Raw genomic sequence first — 16,530 nt, 5'->3', positions numbered from 1 at the left:
CTCGAGCTGCAGGAACCATCGGCTCCAAGGTCAACTGTAAACATGGAGTGCCGCCCCGTAGCCTAGCGGGAGCCCGTGGCCGTTCAGCCAGGACACCATCACTTCGCAAGCCCCGGCCAGGCTCAGGTTCTGTGACGGAGCGACTCCTGTGTGTGGCGCGTTCCCCGCCTCATCTGCCAAAGGTCCCAGTCCGATGCGCCAGTTATTGGTGACCCCACCGCTGACTATTGCAACCTCTACGTGGTAACCGCTTCCCGTGCTCATGGCCTGGGCGTACCTCCCGTAGTGCGTCAAATCGACGTGCCTAGTCTGCACAACCAGCCAGTCGCCGTCGTGGGAGACCCCTTGGATAAGGGCAACCAGATGGGAGGATGACTCCACGTCGTGCCAGCCCGTGTCCCACGTCCCCACCTGGGCTTTCCATTCCAACGCTCCCTCGGGCTGAAGCTCCAGCATTAGCTGCAGTGAGGACTCGGGAAGTGCGATCGTATCCAGCATGTCGGTGCCTTTCATCTATAACCCATGCCCTCATTGTCAGCGGCCCCACTGACATTTCTTCTGGCTGCGAGACAGCTCTGAATGTCGGCCCCGATTGATAGCCTGCGAGTGAAGAAGGATACGGGGCCAATGGCCCGGACTTGGGGGGGTTCCAATGGGAAATCAAGAAAGTAACCCAGAGGTGGCTGCGGCGAAAGCGATTGCAACCATCGCGCACCGCTTTCAAGTGGACAAGGTCGGCGTGCCATACATTGAACATCCGTGCCGGGTGGCAGCCCAGTTGGACGACCCGAAGCATGTTGCGGCGGCATGGCTGCACGACGTCATCGAGGACTGCGGGATCACAGCCAAGGATTTGGCGGCCGCCGGTATCAGCAACGAGGTGATTGACGCCGTCGTCCTGCTCACCCGCACCGAGGACAACAGCGGCAACGGATACTACAAAGCCATTCGCGAGAATCCCATTGCCCTAGCTGTAAAACTGGCTGACGTCGCGGACAATACCAATCCAGAGCGGACGGCGCGTCTGGAACCCGAAGTCCGGCGGCGGCTTGCAGGTAAGTACGAGAACGCGAAGAAGCTGCTCGGCCATGAATAGCTTGGCCGATATTGCCGCTTGCTGTCGCGCCCGTTGAGCATCGAAGCCGCTCCAGCAAGGCAAATCTGCTGTAGAAGCCTATAGGGTTGGCGGATGGCAGTACATGGGGGAATTCGTTGGTCGCGGGTAATCGCGCTGTTGCTGGTTTTGGCCAGTTCCGGAATCGCGCTTAGTGCCTGCGAATACTAGGACGCCAGCCCGGCTTCGCCTGATACGGCGGCCGCGACCTCCCCGCCAGCGCCAATCTCCCGGCCGGCGCCCCCGCCCGTGCCAAAGGCCGACCCCACTATTGCCCAAGTCCAGGCGAGAAACGGGACACAACTGGACAGGCGCCTGGGCCCTCCGCCTGACGGTCTTGTCTTGGGTGGATCAGGCGGACTGGGCAACGACGGGTTCCGATTGTCAGCCCCTGGAATACCAAAGGGAAGCTACACACTTACTGCCGAATGCGTGGGAATGCTCAAAGCATCGCTCGCTGTCTTCCAGTCCGACCGACGAGGAGGAACGACGCATGAAGTGTCCCTCGACTGCGGGACCACAGCGCATGCGAAACTGGATCTTGACGCAGGGCCCGTTTCCGTCCACATCACTCGCATGACCACCGAACCGGGCCGCACCGCCGTCGCCGGATTCTGGATGGCCCCGGCAGTCTGATGGGAAACGCTCCGCCAGCCATCACCACCAGCGGTGCCGGCACTCCGGGTTCTGGCATGCCCACTTAGGTACGCCAGATTCAACTTTGCCGGTGGCCGGATAGATCCGCACTTCCTCAGTCAGGCAGCAGCCGGCAAACTCCATCTTCGGGTTCTCGGCCATGACCTCTGGCATCACCATGCCGTAGGCGATCCGCCAGGCTTCCTGGCCGCAAACAGGGCATCTGCGGACACTCTCATGTTTCTTTGCGGGCTTCACATCGTTGGCCATGGGTGCAATGTATCCCCAGGCAGCGACAACTGCCGCAGTTACAAAAAGCGCTTAGCGGCTAAGCAATTTTTGTAACGGCAGCAGGCGGATGGGTCCTTGCGGCCGCGGAGACGCTATGGACTTTAGCTCGACAAAGTCAGACTCGGGCCGGACCGTTCTCGAAGCTCGGAGATGGTCGCCTTCTCGGGCGAGTTGACGGCACCATCCACAGTCGCCACGCAGTCTGCAACGTCGAGAATGTCGCTCAGATCCCCCGGTTCGGCAGGGTAACCCGGCGACCAGCACATCTGTTGACGGTGCCCCGTTGAGTTAAAACGCCCGCGTGTCAGTGTGTCAAGCGTTCTGGCCCCTCGGACGTGGGGGGCCAGAAGTGACGTCAAGCCCTGCTGCCCGTCCAACGGATGCACCCAGTCGCGGACGACGACTGCCCTAGCCCTGAAGCGTGCTATCGTTCACCGGCGGCAGGGAACCGGCTGCCCCATGTCAGCCCGACGCTTCGCGGCAACGGGCTGAGACTCGCTACACCTGCGGGAACCACCCGTTGCTGGCACATGCCGACTGCAAGAGCCTGCGCCGGTAACTGCAGCGACATAGCCGGGGTGGCTGGATAGGTTCCTGGGAACAAAAAGCATTGACTTCAACTGTAAGGGGCGGGAATTCCTTGGATCCATTGAGCGGCATGAGCCGTGACGAACTCAGCATCTTTTCTTGGGTTGCGGCCACCGTCTTCGCGCTTGCGGTCGGCGTTTGGCGTCCTCGCAGGCTTCATTGGACTGTGCTGGGATCGGTCCTGCTCTTCGCGGCCCTCAACGCCGGCGCCGGGATCTACGTCCTGAACCATGTCGGTGATCCGCGCTGGTCAGCGGGGGAACCGCCGCTGAGTGCTCCCTCGTTTTCCGGGACGCCCATGGTGGGGCAGTTTCTCGGCCCCCTAGACGACTCTCTAAACGCAGTGGTCGGCGGGGTGAACGCATTCCTGGCATTCAAACAGGCACTGCCCATAGCGCTGGGCTTCCTTGGAACGTCCGGCTGGGCCCTGCTGGTCTCGTTCCCGCTTGGCATCCTCGCCACCGTCATCAGCTACATCCTGGAGAGACGCCGAAAGGCGGACTTCGAGAAATACCGGGCCACCGTTGACCAGCTCAAGGTTGAGCTCGAGCAGGTCAAGCGGCAGATCTCGTCAGGGAATTCCTTGGACACCGCACTCCCTGCAGGGGACGAAGTCACCGATGTGCGCCCCGAACTGTTGCGCAGAGGATGATTCAGGTGGGTGCTGGAGGTGGCGTTCCTCCAGTTAGTCCCAGTTGGGCGACCCGGCGCGCAGTCGCGCCGTGATGGGAGAACGCCGGTGCTGATCCGCGGCAGCTGGGGCCAAGACAGACGGGCAAAACGACCAAACGGCAGGTCTCCCCCGCACCTTGCCGCCCTCTAAACCCCGGCGGTAGCCTGAAAAGCAGATGACGGGCCGCGCCCACCACCGGATCCGAGGGTGCCGGGCCCGGCAGCGCCCCAGGCTCGGACCCGCCACCGGGAACGGGAGACGCGATGTCTTCACTCGCAGAGGGCCGGGAAGCCTATGCCGAACGGCGCTGGCCGGACGCCGTCGGGCAGTACACCGATGCAGACCGCGACGCCGAACTGCCGGCCGGCGACCTGGAACAGCTGGCCACCTCCGTCATCCTCACCGGGCGCGCTTCGGAGGGAGTGGACATCCTGGCCCGGGCGCACCTGAAGTACCTTGCCGATGGCGACTACCCGGCCGCCGGCCGCTGCGCCGCCTGGACCGGGATGAACCTCATGCTGCTGGGCGAACCGGCCCGCGGCGCCGGCTGGCTGGCCCGCGCCCGCCGGATCGTCGAGGACCTGCCTGAGCCCTGCCCGTTCGAGGGCCTGCTGTCCGTCCCTGCCGGGCTGGGCGCCCTCTACCAGGGCGACGGCGCCGCCGCCGCGGAAGCCTTCACCCGGGCCGCCGACCTCGGCCGGGAACGGGGCGACGCCGACTCGGCGGCCCTCGGCACCCTGGGCCTTGGGCAGGCAAGAATCCTGCTGGGCCAGCTCGACGACGGCCTTGCCCTGCTCGACGAAGCCATGGTGGCCATCACCGTCGGGGAGATCTCCCCGGTCCCCGCCGGGATCATCTACTGCGCGGTGATCGAAACCTGCCACCTGGCCTTCGACCTGCACCGCGCCCACGAGTGGACCCGGGCGCTGGACCGGTGGTGTGACGCGCAGCAAAACCTGGTGTTCTTCAGCGGCCAGTGCCAGATGCACCGGGCCGAGCTGTACCGGCTGCACGGCGCCTGGGCCGAGGCGCTCGACGCGGCCAAGACCGCGCAGGACCTCGCCTTCCAGGGCGACCGGATGGCCACCTACGGCGGCTTCTACCAGGAGGGCGAAATCCACCGGCTCCGGGGCGACTTCGCCGCCGCCGAGACCGCCTACCTGAAAGCCCAGGAGACCGGCTTCCCGCCGCAGCCCGGGCTGGCGCTCCTCCGCCTGGCCCAGGGCAGGCCGGACCAGGCCCGGACCCTGCTCCGGCAGGCCATGGACGGCGCCGGCCCCGACTACCGGCGCCTGATGCTCGCCGCCGACGTGGAGATCGAACTGGCCGCAGGGGACGCACCGGCGGCACGGTCCGCCATGGAGGAGCTGGGCTCGCTCCGCGCCTCGATCGACATGCCCATGCTGCACGCCCTCGCCGAGCAGTCCGAAGCGGCCGTCCTGTTCCACGACGGCGACCCGCAGGCTGCCCTGATCCTGCTGCGCCGCGCATGGTCCCGCTGGCTCGGCCTCGACGCACCGTTCGAAGCGGCCCGCTGCCGTGCCCTTCTGGCCAGCCTCTGCGCGGCGCTCGGCGACGAGGAATCCGCCCACCTGGAACGTGAGGCGGCCAAGGCAGTGTTTGCCGAGCTGGGCGCCGTGCCGGCGCTCTCGGCGCTGGAACAGTCGGTGTCTGAGCAATCAGTTCCGGACGCTCCGGGGGCCCGGACAGTCCCGGTGCCAGCCGCCAAGTACGACGCCGGCCACTCCCCCGAAGCCGGGCCGCTCACCGCCCGCGAAACCGAGGTGATCCGGCTTGTCGCCGACGGACTGAGCAACCGCGACATCGCCGTCGAGCTGTTCATCAGTGAAAAAACCGTGGCCCGGCACCTGAGCAATATCTTCACCAAGCTGGGCCTGACCTCCCGCTCTGCGGCCACGGCCTACGCCTACCGGCACGGACTCGCCTGACCTCCCCTCTGCATAAAAGTACCCATCCTCCGCCGCCGGATTCCGCTCCGGAAATGGGTGATTCGCCCGATTCGCCGCGCCCCGGCGGAAAATAGCGTTAGTGGCATGAACGTTTCAGTGCTCGCAGGAATGGTGTCCACCGTCCTCTTCGCGATGAGCTACCTGCCCATGCTGCTCAAGGCCCTGCACACCAGGGACCTCGACTCCTACAGCCTCGGCTACCTCACGCTGAGCAACGTCGCCAACGCAGTCCACTCCGTCTACGTCTTCAGCCTCCCGCCGGGGCCGATCTGGCTGCTGCACTGCTTCTACGTCGCCGCCTCCGCGCTGCTGCTCATCTGGTACCTGCGCTTCAGCGTTCGCAACAACCCAACCGCACCTGCATCACCGAGGAGGCACCACCATGAACACCACCCCAGCAACTGACGCCGGCGGCACCGCCGGAACTGCCGCCGTCGACACCATCATCATCGGCGCCGGACAGGCCGGCCTGGCGCTGGGCTACTACCTGGCACAGCAGCACCGGAACTTTGTGATTCTCGACGCCGGCACCCGGGTTGGCGACGGGTGGCGGAACCGCTGGGACTCGCTGCGCCTGTTCACCCCCGCCAAGTACAACGGCCTGCCCGGCCGGCCCTTCCCCGGCGACCGCCTCGCCTTCACCACCAAGGACGAGCAGGCGGACTACCTGGAGGACTATGCCTCCCGCTTCCGTCTGCCGGTCCGGCCCAGCACGGCCGTCACCCGGCTGACCCACGACGGCCAGCGGTTCCACGTCACGGCCGGGGCGCAGCGCTGGACGGCGGCGAACGTGGTCCTCGCCACCGGCGCCTGCCACCTGCCCAAGACACCGGGCTTTGCGGCGGAACTGCCGTCCGGCGTCGTCCAGCTCCACTCCCACCACTACAGGAACCCCGCCCAGCTCCAGCCCGGCCCGGTCCTGCTGGTGGGGGCGGGCAACTCCGGGGCGGAGATCGCCCTGGAAACCAGCCGCACGCACGAAACTTGGCTGGCCGGCAGGCCAACTGGCGAGATCCCGTTCCGGCACGGCCGGACCGCGGCCCGGTTCCTCATCCCGGTGGTCCGCTTCGCCGGGATGCACGTGCTGAACACCAACACGCCGGTAGGGCGCAAGGTGCTGCCCAAGCTGGCCGGCATGGGCAGGCCGCTGATCCGCACCAAGACCGCGGACCTCCGCGCCGCCGGCGTCCAGCTGGTGCCGCGGGTCGCCGGAGTCCGGAACGGCGAAATAATGCTCGACGACGGCCGGAGCCTTCCGGTGGCAAACGTCATCTGGTGCACCGGCTTCACCGAGGCCTACCCCTGGATGGACATCCCGGCGCTGCCCGCGGACTGGCGGAAGCAGCAGCACCGCGGCATTGTGGATGCACTGCCGGGCCTGTACCTGCTGGGGCAGGACCTCCTCTTCGCGGCAGCATCGGAAACCCTCCCCGGCGTGTGCCGGGACGCCAGGTACCTGGCCAAGTGGCTGGCCGCCACCCGGGTTCCGGAGGACGAAGGGGAGGTCCAGCGGGGCCGAGTTGCCCCGCTCGGGAGTTAGCCGTTACGCACGCTGGGAGATGTTGAGGATGTTCCCTTCGCTGTCCAGGAACCAGGCGGCCTTGCCCCATTCATCCGTGGCAACGCCGTTCTCCGTCTTCAACCCGGGCTGGTCGTACTCTTCAAAGACGACTCCGCGGCCCCGCAACTCCTCCATTTCGCGTTCCAGGTTGTCCGTCACCCAGCCCATCTGGGTGTTCTTCGCCGTCCCCGCATTCTCTGTCTGATACACGAGGAAGCCCGTTCCGTGGCCGCCTCGGTACACCAGGCTGCCGTCCTCCGGGGACTCCGCAGGCTCCAGCCCCAGCTTGTCCCGGTAAAAGTCCTTCGCCCTGTTGATGTCCCTCGCGGGAAGGACAGCCATGATGTCTGAATCGGTGAGCATGATGATTTCCTTTGTGCGTTGTTCTGGTGGTGATGGCGATGCCCTCGCCAGCGCTACTGGCCCGGGGCGCGGTATGACGGTGTCTTTTTGACCGCTTCGTCGATGTCTTCCGGCGTCATGAGCGGCTTCAGCCGCACGTTCACGCTGCCGCTCGAATTGACGATTAGGGACAGGGCTGCGGCGCTGGCCTGGTCGGGGATATCAAAGACGCCCAGGACGTCGGTGTCCCCGAAGGCGTAGTAAAAGCTTTCCAGCGATCCGCCCACGGAATTGAGGGCGTCCACCAGGGCGGCACGCCGTTTGGTGCCGCCTTCGCGCATGAGTCCCTTGATTCCCTCACCCACGTAGTTCGCTTCAAACAGATATTTGGTCATGGTCTTTCCTGTTCCGTGATGGTCCAGGACGCGGGCACCAAGGGCGTGCCTGACACCCGTGACGGTGGGTCCTGGAGCGGTCCCCGGAGGGGGTCGTGCGCACAGCGTAGGCCTACTTCCGCGCGCTAACAACGGCTGTCTGCTAACTCGCGGACGGGAGTCCGCCACAGCCTGACTACACCGCCCGGGCGCTGTGCTCGACGTCGTCGCGACGCGCTTTTGTCACATCACCGTCGGCCTGTCAGGCCGGTCCCCATGCGAGGCCCGCGCCTCCTCGTAGCTGCTGTCGAACGGGAGCGTGTCCACCTCCAGCAGCGGGTTGTCATCCTGCGTCGCTACCAGTTCGCGGGCGGCTTCATCCGAGTCCCCGCTGGGCATGGAACCGGGCAGGTGCCGCTGGGCGGACTCCGGCAGGAAGTAGATGGCGACCGCCGCGATGGCCGAAGTCGCCATCAGGTAGAACGCCGGCATCAGGTCGTTACCTGTTGCCTGGATGAGCGCGGCGATGATGAACGGCGCGGTTCCGCCGAAGATCGCCACGGCAAAGTTGTAGGCGATGCCCATCGCGGAGTAGCGATGGGCCGTGGGGAACAGTGCAGGCAGCGCCGACGCGAGAATGGCGACGAAAAATGCCACGGGAAACGCGGGAAACGCCAGCACCACCGTACTGACGGCTCCAATCCAGAGCACAGGCCGCCGCCCGATCCTGTCCGAGAGGCGGCCGGTCAGCGGGATGCACAGGGACGAGGCTCCTGGGCGACGCGACGGTCATTGTCCGAGACCTTCACGCAGGGTTCGACCGCCTGCCATTCTCCGAGCCATCAGCGTCTGCTGAGCGAATGGATGCAGGCCTCGCAGGCCGCAGAGGCGGCGGTAACGGGCTAGCGAATGCCCGCCGTCGATATACTCCAAACATGCCAATCACACGCCTCGACATAGGCAGCCACATCCAGCCGTCCACCCTTGATCAGTACGGGGGCGATCTGTGAGCGGCGGTCTCGTCGCCCTGCTGGATGACGTCGCAGCCTTGGCCCGTATAGCGGCCGCCTCGGTGGACGACGTCGCTGCCGGGGCGGCCAAGGCGGGGGCCAAGGCAGCCGGCGTGGTAATCGATGACGCCGCCGTCACCCCGCAGTACGTGTCCGGCGCGGACCCGTCACGCGAACTGCCGATGATCAAGAAGATCTTCTGGGGATCGCTCCGGAACAAGCTGCTGATCATCCTGCCGGCCCTGCTGCTCGTCAGCGCCTTCGTGCCATGGGCCATCCCGTTCATCCTCATGCTGGGCGGCACCTACCTTTGCTACGAGGGTGCCGAGAAGGTCTGGCACAAGCTCCGTGGCCACCACACTGCGGAGGAAGATGCGCCGGCGGTTGAACGCGGCCCGGAGGCCGAGGCCAAGGTCGTCAAGGGCGCCATCACCACCGACTTCATCCTGTCCTGCGAGATCATGGTCATCTCGATGAACGAGGTGGCACAGGATTCCTTGCTGTCACGGGCGATCATCCTGGTGGTCGTGGCCCTCGTGATCACGGTGGCCGTGTACGGTGCCGTCGCTCTCATCGTCAAGATGGACGACATCGGGATGCACCTGGCCGCTAAAGATTCCGCAGGCTCCAAGCGCTTCGGCGAGCTGCTCGTCAAAGGGATGCCCGCCGTGCTGGCCGGGATAACCTTCATCGGAACGATCGCAATGCTGTGGGTTGGCGGCCACATCATGCTGCAGGGGGCCTATGACCTCGGCTGGCACGGTCCGTATGACCTGGTCCATGTCCTTGAGCACCCCTTCGAGGGGATCGCGGTGGTGGGCGGCTTCCTGGCCTGGCTCGTGAACACGTTGTGCTCGGCAGTCATCGGACTCGCCTGGGGCATCGTCGTCATGGCTATCGTGCATCCGCTGCTCAAAGTGCTGCCGTTCGGCAAGAAGAAGGGCGGGCACGAGGAGGGCGACATCCGCGCCGAACTTGCCGGCTACCGGCCGACGAAACGTGACGCCGATCCCGACGCTTAGCCAGCGGCCCGCGGGCTAGGAGAATTCACAGGTCCGGCACCTAACATGTCCCACATGAAGGCTGCTCGGGACGCCCGCTCTGCCGCCGTGGTGATCAACGCCGGATCACGCCGAGGGGCGGCGCACGAACTTGCGGTGGACACGATGCGCAAGGCAGGCGTGCCGATCTCCTCCGTGCACCACGTGCTGTCCGGCGGCGATCTGGCCGGGACGCTTGATCGAGTGATTGCGGACGGGCACGACCTGGTGGTTGTCGGCGGCGGCGACGGGACCGTGTCCTACGCCGCGGGGCGAGTTGCCGGCACCAACGTTGTGCTCGGCGTTCTTCCGCTGGGCACCGCCAACGACTTCGCCCGCACGCTGGAGATACCCAACAATCTGTCCGAGGCCTGCGCTGCCGTCGCGGACGGGAAGGTGGTGGACATCGACCTGGGCCGGGCGAACGGTGAGCCATTCCTCAACGTCGCGTCCGTGGGCCTGTCGGTGGCTGTTACCGAAGCCCTCAGCCCACGCCTGAAGCGGTACATCGGACCGCTGGCCTACGGCATTGCCACCCTGCGGGCTTATGCCGGGCACAAGGCGTTCCGGGCCCGTCTCGAGTTTCCCGAGGGGGACCACGAGCCGATGGAGCTCGAAAACCTGCTTCAGGTGGCCGTCGGCAATGGCCGGCATTACGGCGGCGGCAACACGGTCTCACCCACCGCAGGGATAGACGATCACACTCTTGACATCTACGCCATCCTGGCGGCGCCGCTCCGGGAGCACGTGAAGATCGCACGGTTGCTCAAGGACGGAAGCTTCATCGAACACGACCGGGTGTACCACCTGACCAGCCGACATGTCCGGCTTGTCACCGAGCAGCCGCTGGGCGTGAACCTCGACGGCGAGATCGCCACCAGCACGCCGGCCGATTTCACCGTCCAGCGCAACGCCGTCCACGTGGTGGTCCCCCGGAGCAGCACCAGCGCGTTGTTCGACGGACCTGGCGCCGCGGACTGGCCGTCCAGTTGAAAGCCAGCACGATGCTGCGCTAGTGGTCCCTGAAAATCCCCACCGGGCCGACAGAGCGGAACACGTGGCTGGTCTCGTGAGCCGCAGGAGCTCTGACTCTGGAACGAGATATCCACTCTAGATGTTCAACTGAAACAGAATTGCTAATGCCGATTTGGGTCTGATGAGTCGTCTGCTCACATCACCGTCGGCCTGTCAGGCCGGTCCCCATGGGACGCCCGGGCTGCCTCGTAGCTGCTGTCGAACGGGAGCGTGTCCATCTCCAGCAGCGGGTTGTGGTCCTGGGTCTCCACGAGCTCGCGTGCGGCTTCGTCCGAGTCCACGCTGGGCATGGAGCCGGGCAGGTGCCGCTGCGCGGATTCGGGGAGGAAGTAGATCGCGACGGCTGCGATGGCCGACGTCGCCATGAGGTAGAACGCCGGCATCAGGTCGTTGCCGGTTGCCTGGATGAGCGCGGCGATGATGAACGGGGCGGTGCCGCCGAAGATCGCCACGGCAAAGTTGTAGGCGATGCCCATGGCAGAGTAGCGGTGGGCCGTGGGAAACAGCGCAGGCAGCGCCGACGCGAGAATGGCCACGAAAAATGCCACGGGAAACGCGACCAGTGCAAGGCCGGCGAGCGTGGCCGGTACAGTTCCGATCGAGATCAGAAGAAACGCGGGAAGTGAAAACACCACCGTGCTGATAGCCCCGATCCAGAGCACAGGTCGCCGCCCGATCCTGTCTGAGAGGCGGCCCGTCAGCGGGATGCACAGGGACATGACCACCAACACCGGAACGGTCAGCAGCGTTCCGTGGATCTCGTCGTAGCCCTTGTTGGTGGTGAGATACGTGGGCATGTAGGACGTGAGGGCGTAGCCCACGGTGTTTCCGGCGGCCACGAGGATCATGGCCAGCAGGATGCGGCGCCAGTGGTCCTTGAAGATTCCCACCGGGCCCACGGGACGGAGGTCGTCGTCGGTCTCGTGGTGCTTGGCGGCCACGGCTTCGGCTTCCTGCGTGGCCTTAAAGGCGGGCGACTCCTCGATCTTCATGCGGAAATAGATGGCCACGATGCCCAGGGGCCCTGCGATCAGGAACGGGATGCGCCAGCCCCACGCCTCCATTTGGCCCTGACCCAGGATCAGCTGGAGGGCGGACACGAGCGCGGCACCGAGCGCAAAGCCGAGGTAGCTGCCCATGTCGAGGAAGCTGACGAAGAAGCCACGACGGTGGTCCGGCGAGTGCTCGCAGACGAAGGTGGTGGCACCCGAGTACTCGCCGCCGGTGGAAAAGCCCTGCACCAGCTTGGTGACGACCAGCAGAACGGCAGCCCAGATGCCCAGCACCGCATACCCGGGAAGCAGGCCGACGGCGAACGTCGCCGCGGCCATCATCATCAGCGTCATGGCCAGCACCTTCTGCCGGCCGATCTTGTCGCCCAGCCAGCCGAAGAAGATGCCGCCCAATGGCCGGGCGATAAACGTGGCGCCGAAGGTTCCCAGCAGGAACAGGTTCTGCACGGCCCTGTCCGCCTCGGGCAAAAACACCGGCCCCATCGTGGTGATCAGGTAACCGAACACCCCGACGTCGTACCACTCCATCGTGTTGCCGACGATGGTGCCGCCGAGCGCTTTCCGCAGCGTCCGGTGGTTGACGACGTTGACGTCGGACACGCGCAGCCGCCGCTGCTGCAGATGGTGCTCTGTCATGGCTCGGTCACCGTCCCTGTCTCTTGGACTGGACACGCGCCGCCGTTCTGCCGGCACCCCCAATAAGTGCCCAACTCTCCGACCATCTTCCCACTGGCCTTCTGACACAACAACGAAAACCGCAGCGTATTCACACGAGCGGGCCTCCGCCGTCGTCCGCTTCCGCGGGTTGCTGGCCCCTGTTCAGGCGACAGGTGACTCCTGTTGGCGTCGCCACCGCTATTGTGGCCAGCATGGGGTATGAGGAGAAGTGGTTCAGGGTCGTCGAGCAGAAGCGGTCCGGCCTCTTCGGCATGGGACGCAAGTCGACTTATCAGCTGCTCGGGGATGATCGGCGGTTCACCACACTTGGGCTGCTGGCTGAACTTCTCGGTCCGAACCAAGATGCGCGGCGGGATGCGTTCGAGTGTATCGACCGGGCAATTAACATCTTCCCGAACGGGCGGGGTGAGTGGGTGGGGTATCCATCCGGTGCAAGGCGGACCGATCCGAGTGTTTCGATACCCTAGCGTTTCGAGGCACGTAGGTTTCGAGAAACACGGAGATGAGGGATGGGGTACGCCCGCACTAGGGAAGACTAGCCCCATGACTCGACGCCTTCGCCTGCCTTTCGTCGCCCTTATCCTTGCAAGTGCCGCCCTCTCGCTGTCGGGTTGCGGCTACGAAGAAAAGGCCGCCTCCATCGAAGCAGCGCTAATCGAGGATGTTGAGCCCATCCCAGGTGTCATCACCGTCGATCCGCACGTCAACGCCAATCCCTCGGGGACGTTCATTACGCTGTCGGTCACGGCCGACAGCTACGACGAGGATGAAATCAAGCGTGTGGCAAGGGAAGCCCTCAAGGTGATTCTGAACGATCCTCGAATCGGATACGGGTCGTTCTCGATGGGTGTCTTCAGCCCCGATAAAACGATCAACATCGGCCCCTCCGATGTGGGATGTCATGGGACGGGAACCACGGACAGCCTCCGGGGGTGCGTCCTGTAACTGGACCTACCAACGCTGCTGGACGGCCAGCCTGTCCACCGATTTTGACGGCTTGTATTCCTGGCTTGCACGGATGCCGGGCCCACCCGGGATCAGATACCGTCCGGCGACGGGCCGGGGCCACTTTGCATCGGGTTCGGAGTCGAGTATCGCCAGGTAGCTAGGAATCCTCATTGGCGCCACCAGTACCACCGTAGCGGCATCCCCTGCCCTAGTCACCGGCTCTACTCCCTCCAGTTCCGGGTAGTCGAGGGCGAACTTCGACTCGGCCTCCTTCGGCGAAAGCAGGGGTCTGGTGAATGGTGTCCCGGCCGCCGCTGAATATGGTCGTACTGCCGTCTGGGTTGCGCGATGACGGTGCCTCCCGGAAAATCCACGTCCACCGAGTTCCCCCGTCTTATGGGAATAGCTGATCTGATGATCAATGCCCTAATTCCAGGAACGGACACCCGCCATTCACCGCTGACACAAAAACGCCTATTGCCGCTGCGATTCACATGTGGGGGTGTCGGACATGCTCGTATGCCCTGCCTCACTGCTCGTCCCGCATATGGCCGCCAAACGGAGCAACTGGCGGGTCTCATAACCCTTGGGATATGAACCGTCTCACCGGCCGAACGACCGCTTTGCCCTAATTTGCGTGGAGTCGCGCGAGTTCGTCCGCGACCCGTGACTCGTAACTATGTCTCATAACCCTCTGGTTGAATCGCCGCCGTGTACACCGTTAGTTACGAGACACATCGCAGCACTCCTGAGGAAGGGCGCCTCGATGCGTACGATGCGCGTGCCTGACGAGGGGCCGGTCGACCCCAGTAGGGGCCTGGGCAGTGAGCAAGCGCCCCGGCGCGCGGGATAATGGAAGCATGACCGATCGGGATCACGACGAGGATCTGTGGCAGGAGTTTGACCGGCTCCAGCCCGCAGGGCCCGACCGCGTTCAGGGACTGCCCGGCGGACTACCGCAGGGGTTTGGCTTCCGCACGGGCGTGCGCAGCGCAAAGGTGGCCCTCGGGTTCGCGGTCTACGCCCTGATCCTGGGAAGCGTGCTGGTCCTCACCGGCGCCGTCGTGTTCAGCACCCAGGGGCACTGGCTGATGCTCGGGCTGATGGTGCTGATCGAGGTGGTCTTCCTTCTTGCGTTCAGCCGGCTGGTGCGGCTGGCCCGTATCCGGCGCCTGGGGCACTAAGCGTGGCTTAGCCCTCGTCGCTGTGATAGTCGACGGCGACGATCGCCGGCGGGGGTGCCTGCAGCATTTCCGGTGTTAGTCCATGGAGCTCCATAATCTGGTCCCGAAACCACACGTCGTAGGGATCGTCCGATTGGGCGAGCACCTGGAAGGCCCTGGCGAGATCCTTGGCCTCTTGAAAGATGCAAGCGAAGTCCCCGCCCGGCGTTTGCATCAGTGATACAACTTCCCGGACTATTCCCATGCGCTTTCGCTGCCGGTCATAGTCGTCCCCCGTCTTTGTGCCCTCGGCGAATGCCTTCCAAGCCTCCAGCTTGCCGGGCAGAATCGGTGCGGACCACACGATGCACTCCATGGCAGTCTCCTTCGGTGCCGTAATTACGGCCCGATCCTATTTCTTTCGGGGGACGCGGTAAATGGTGTTTTGCCCTTCTCGGGTTTCGACGGCTCAACCACAAAAGGCTAAACCAGCAGCTTCGCCACCAATTCCCCGCGGCTGCCAACGCCCACTTTTCCGTAGAGAGCCTTCAGGTGGTCGTGCACCGTGTGCGGGGAGATGAATAGGTTCCGGGCGATGTCCGCCGACGGACTCCCGGAGAGGACCTCCAGGCAGACATCCCGCTCCCGGGCGGAAACCCCGTAGGCCGCCAGCAGAAGGCTGACCACGTCGTGCGAGCCGGCCGGCTCCACGGTGACCACCATCTGCTCCGGATCGTCGCCCGCGATCAGACGGCTGGCCTGCAGCACCACCCAGTTGCCGCCGGCGTCACGCATCCTGGCCCGGGCCGTGCCGGAGACGGAGGCGTGGGCCTGCGCCACCACGGAATACAGCACCATGGTGAAACCGCCCGGCGCCGCATCCTCCACCTCCGCCAGCCACCGGACCGCAGCGGGGGTGGCCGCCCGCAGCTCGCCATGGATCCCGGCGATCACGATCACCGGGCCACCCGCCGCCGGCCGCGCCCCGCGCTGCACCCGCACCGCCACCCGGGTGGCAGCAGCCAACGTGGCGGTGACGGCATCCAGGAATTCCACCTCACGGTCCGAGAAGTCCTGCCCGGCCTCCCGGAAGATGCTGCCCACACCCCAGCACGCCTCGTCCACCCGGAACGCCGCGCGCAGCTCATGATGCAAACCCTGGGGAGCCAGCAGGTCGTTGATCCGGACGCTGCGGACCACGTCCCGGTGCGGGGCGTCAGAAATCCTGGCCACGGGCCGCGGCCGCCGCAGCAGCTCCCTGAACGTGTTCGGCTCGGCACCGGTGTACTCGGTCTCGGCGAAGCGGGCGGCATACTCGTCCGTCACCGGCCACGGCCGCCAATTGGTCACGGACGTCATCCCCAGCGTGTCCGGGTCGACGCCGGCCCAACAGCCCTGATCGAACGGCACCGACCGCCGCACCACCTCGAGCGCCGCGGCGTACAGCTCAGCCAGGTCCAGTCCGCCGCCGGCCAGGTCCGCGATCTCGCGGCGGGCACGCTCGGCGCGTTCCTCCCACATACGTCCAGTATCCGGCCGGTCGGCCGGACCGCAATCCCCCAAACCGGGGATTGAGGAAGTCTCCCGGAACCCCCGGTGAGGGGATCGCAGCGGCGCGCGCCGCCGTCGTACTCTTCCCCCATGAACGCCGTATCCCAGCTCTTCGCGGTGGTGGCCGCCCTGATCTACATCGTGGTGTTCCCGCTGGAAAGCTTCTTCCTGCGGCACCCGGCGGCGCAGAAATTCCTCAGCACCCCCGCGCAGAACGTGCCCGCCGTGATGATGTGGGCCATCCCCACCGGGTTCCGCAACCTCCTGATCGGGCTGGGGAACATCGCCGGCGTGGTCGCAGTGAACACGGGCCACGTGGTGGTGGGCTACACCCTGGTGGTGTACTGCTGCGCCAACATGGTGCTCAGCGGCGCCACCATGGGCCTCGCGGACTGGCTGGGCCACTACCCCCGGAAGGGCGACAGCATCCCCGGCACGCTCGGTTCGACCGTCCCTCCGCTGATAGCCCTGGTGGCGCTGCCGTTCTGAACGGGCTGGCTTTCTGAACGGGCTGCACCGCAGCCAGGTTCCAGCAGGCTCGGT

Annotated in this window: 19 protein-coding genes and 1 pseudogene; 11 read left to right on the top strand and 9 right to left on the bottom strand. The window is 65.4% G+C overall.

What is annotated here, in order from left to right:
* Positions 1–30 precede the first annotated feature (30 nt).
* The gene (locus tag ABRP34_RS19725) at positions 31–513 is read right to left on the bottom strand and encodes a hypothetical protein (RefSeq protein ID WP_353711463.1); all 483 of its coding nucleotides are present in this window, start codon (positions 511–513) and stop codon (positions 31–33) included.
* Positions 514–652: 139 nt separating this feature from the next.
* Here ABRP34_RS19725 and ABRP34_RS19720 point away from each other — a divergent pair, with 139 nt between their 5' ends.
* Positions 653–1,096, top strand: coding sequence for a phosphohydrolase (locus ABRP34_RS19720; protein ID WP_353711462.1), 444 nt, complete (start codon positions 653–655; stop codon positions 1,094–1,096).
* Between the two features lie 675 nt (positions 1,097–1,771).
* Here the strand turns inward: ABRP34_RS19720 and ABRP34_RS19715 are convergent.
* Positions 1,772–2,020: a hypothetical protein gene (locus ABRP34_RS19715; protein ID WP_353711461.1), complete on the bottom strand. Its 249-nt coding sequence runs from the start codon at positions 2,018–2,020 to the stop codon at positions 1,772–1,774.
* A gap of 679 nt (positions 2,021–2,699) precedes the next feature.
* Between ABRP34_RS19715 and ABRP34_RS19710 the strand changes: the two genes are divergently transcribed.
* The 4 genes from ABRP34_RS19710 (at position 2,700) to ABRP34_RS19695 (ending at position 6,812) form a co-directional block, all read left to right on the top strand.
* A complete protein-coding gene (locus ABRP34_RS19710; RefSeq protein ID WP_353711460.1) occupies positions 2,700–3,281 on the top strand; it encodes a hypothetical protein in 582 nt (193 codons plus the stop codon).
* A 284-nt stretch (positions 3,282–3,565) separates the two neighbouring features.
* Positions 3,566–5,251: a LuxR C-terminal-related transcriptional regulator gene (locus ABRP34_RS19705; RefSeq protein WP_353711459.1), complete on the top strand. Its 1,686-nt coding sequence runs from the start codon at positions 3,566–3,568 to the stop codon at positions 5,249–5,251.
* A 105-nt stretch (positions 5,252–5,356) separates the two neighbouring features.
* Positions 5,357–5,677, top strand: a complete 321-nt coding sequence (locus ABRP34_RS19700; protein ID WP_353711458.1) for a hypothetical protein — start codon at positions 5,357–5,359, stop codon at positions 5,675–5,677.
* Positions 5,655–6,812, top strand: a complete 1,158-nt coding sequence (locus tag ABRP34_RS19695; RefSeq protein WP_353711457.1) for an NAD(P)-binding domain-containing protein — start codon at positions 5,655–5,657, stop codon at positions 6,810–6,812. Before ABRP34_RS19700 ends, ABRP34_RS19695 begins: the two co-directional genes overlap by 23 nt.
* Positions 6,813–6,815: 3 nt before the next feature.
* Here ABRP34_RS19695 and ABRP34_RS19690 read toward each other — a convergent pair whose 3' ends face one another.
* The 3 genes and pseudogenes from ABRP34_RS19690 to ABRP34_RS19680 form a co-directional block, all read right to left on the bottom strand.
* A complete protein-coding gene (locus ABRP34_RS19690) occupies positions 6,816–7,196 on the bottom strand; it encodes a VOC family protein (protein WP_307100291.1) in 381 nt (126 codons plus the stop codon).
* Positions 7,197–7,249: 53 nt separating this feature from the next.
* Entirely contained in the window at positions 7,250–7,570 is a 321-nt protein-coding gene (locus tag ABRP34_RS19685) for a GYD domain-containing protein (protein WP_353711456.1), read from the bottom strand.
* Positions 7,571–7,792: 222 nt separating this feature from the next.
* Positions 7,793–8,314: pseudogene (locus ABRP34_RS19680) on the bottom strand (MFS transporter); the annotation flags it as partial.
* 241 nt (positions 8,315–8,555) lie between these two features.
* Between ABRP34_RS19680 and ABRP34_RS19675 the strand changes: the two are divergent.
* Complete coding sequence (locus ABRP34_RS19675) at positions 8,556–9,581, top strand: DUF808 domain-containing protein (protein WP_353711455.1); 1,026 nt, start codon at positions 8,556–8,558, stop codon at positions 9,579–9,581.
* A gap of 54 nt (positions 9,582–9,635) precedes the next feature.
* Complete coding sequence (locus ABRP34_RS19670) at positions 9,636–10,592, top strand: lipid kinase (RefSeq protein ID WP_353713417.1); 957 nt, start codon at positions 9,636–9,638, stop codon at positions 10,590–10,592.
* 176 nt (positions 10,593–10,768) lie between these two features.
* Here ABRP34_RS19670 and ABRP34_RS19665 read toward each other — a convergent pair whose 3' ends face one another.
* Entirely contained in the window at positions 10,769–12,283 is a 1,515-nt protein-coding gene (locus tag ABRP34_RS19665) for an MFS transporter (RefSeq protein WP_353711454.1), read from the bottom strand.
* A gap of 194 nt (positions 12,284–12,477) precedes the next feature.
* On the opposite strand from ABRP34_RS19665, the gene ABRP34_RS19660 reads away from it, so the two are divergent.
* Together ABRP34_RS19660 and ABRP34_RS19655 are read left to right on the top strand one after the other, a co-directional pair.
* Positions 12,478–12,792, top strand: a complete 315-nt coding sequence (locus ABRP34_RS19660) for a hypothetical protein (RefSeq protein ID WP_353711453.1) — start codon at positions 12,478–12,480, stop codon at positions 12,790–12,792.
* 76 nt (positions 12,793–12,868) lie between these two features.
* A complete protein-coding gene (locus ABRP34_RS19655) occupies positions 12,869–13,270 on the top strand; it encodes a hypothetical protein (protein ID WP_353711452.1) in 402 nt (133 codons plus the stop codon).
* A gap of 6 nt (positions 13,271–13,276) precedes the next feature.
* On the opposite strand, the gene ABRP34_RS19650 is transcribed toward ABRP34_RS19655, so the two are convergent.
* Positions 13,277–13,444 (bottom strand): hypothetical protein, encoded by a 168-nt coding sequence (locus tag ABRP34_RS19650; protein ID WP_353711451.1) that lies wholly within the window; start codon positions 13,442–13,444, stop codon positions 13,277–13,279.
* Positions 13,445–14,133: 689 nt separating this feature from the next.
* Between ABRP34_RS19650 and ABRP34_RS19645 the strand changes: the two genes are divergently transcribed.
* On the top strand, positions 14,134–14,457 hold the full coding sequence (locus ABRP34_RS19645) for a hypothetical protein (RefSeq protein ID WP_353711450.1): 324 nt from the start codon (positions 14,134–14,136) through the stop codon (positions 14,455–14,457).
* 7 nt (positions 14,458–14,464) lie between these two features.
* Here the strand turns inward: ABRP34_RS19645 and ABRP34_RS19640 are convergent, their stop codons facing one another.
* Positions 14,465–14,812 (bottom strand): DUF6176 family protein, encoded by a 348-nt coding sequence (locus tag ABRP34_RS19640; protein ID WP_353711449.1) that lies wholly within the window; start codon positions 14,810–14,812, stop codon positions 14,465–14,467.
* A 107-nt stretch (positions 14,813–14,919) separates the two neighbouring features.
* Entirely contained in the window at positions 14,920–15,957 is a 1,038-nt protein-coding gene (locus ABRP34_RS19635; RefSeq protein WP_353711448.1) for a helix-turn-helix transcriptional regulator, read from the bottom strand.
* A gap of 120 nt (positions 15,958–16,077) precedes the next feature.
* On the opposite strand from ABRP34_RS19635, the gene ABRP34_RS19630 reads away from it, so the two are divergent.
* On the top strand, positions 16,078–16,476 hold the full coding sequence (locus ABRP34_RS19630) for a DUF1304 domain-containing protein (RefSeq protein WP_353711447.1): 399 nt from the start codon (positions 16,078–16,080) through the stop codon (positions 16,474–16,476).
* Positions 16,477–16,530: the final 54 nt, after the last annotated feature.

This window comes from Arthrobacter sp. K5 (assembly GCF_040448525.1).
GTDB classification, from domain to species: Bacteria; Actinomycetota; Actinomycetes; order Actinomycetales; family Micrococcaceae; genus Arthrobacter; species Arthrobacter globiformis.
The sequence above is the reverse complement of the archived record's forward strand: the minus strand, read 5'-3'. Positions and strand labels throughout refer to the sequence as shown.